Origin of the sequence: Streptomyces bambusae, from assembly GCF_019400985.1 — a bacterium.
Classification (GTDB): domain Bacteria; phylum Actinomycetota; class Actinomycetes; order Streptomycetales; family Streptomycetaceae; genus Streptomyces; species Streptomyces bambusae_A.
The window spans coordinates 1-707 of record NZ_WTFF01000716.1 but is presented as its reverse complement, the minus strand read 5'-3'; the positions used below and the strand labels follow the sequence as shown (position 1 = coordinate 707).

Annotated in this window: 1 pseudogene; it reads right to left on the bottom strand. The window is 69.9% G+C overall.

Annotated elements, in window-relative coordinates:
* Window positions 1–707, bottom strand: a pseudogene (locus GPJ59_RS36710) (IS4 family transposase); the annotation flags it as partial.

The following is a 707-nucleotide window of genomic DNA, read 5'->3' as shown; positions in this document are numbered from 1 at the left end:
CTGGGTGAGGGAGTAGAGGGCTTGGCCTGTGCGGTGGAGGAAGCCGAGTCGGGCCCATTCGGCGATCTGGGTCTGGAAGCTGCGGATGCCGGTTCGGGTGCCGGTGATGCCGAGTTGTTCGGCGAGCTGGCGGCTGTGCCAGGAGTGTTGTGGGTTGGTCCGCATGATCGTCATGAGTCGTTCCCGGCGGGTGGGTGGCTGGAGTGGGCGAGCAGGGCTTGGTGGTCTGGTTGCGCGGCGGCGCTGGTGGCGGGCAGGAGGGCCTGGGGGCGGGGTTCGGACGGTGATGTCGATGGCGGTGAGGGGTGTGCTTGTGCTGGGTCGGCCGTCGCCGCGGTTGAGGTAGCGGGAGGTGGGGTTCTTGACCTTCCGGGCGCTGTAGCGGGGGCGGCGGGCGGGCAGCAGGGTGTCCAGGACAGCGCGGCCGATGACGCCGAGGAGGTCGGGAGCGTGGGTGGGCAGGACGTTGGCGGCCAGGGTGAGCTGGTCGCGGGCGGCCTGGAGAGCTGTGGTGAAGCAGGCCCGGTCCGGGTCGGTGCCGGGTGTCGTTTCGACGGCGGTGACCATGGCCTGGCGCAGGAGCTGGTGCACAAGGAGCAGGGCCCAGACTTCCTGTTCGATGCCTGGCTGGTCGCCGGAACGCAGGACATGGCCCGTCAGGATCGTGTGGCGCAGGGCCAGGAAGGCCGTCTCGATCTCCCAGCGTT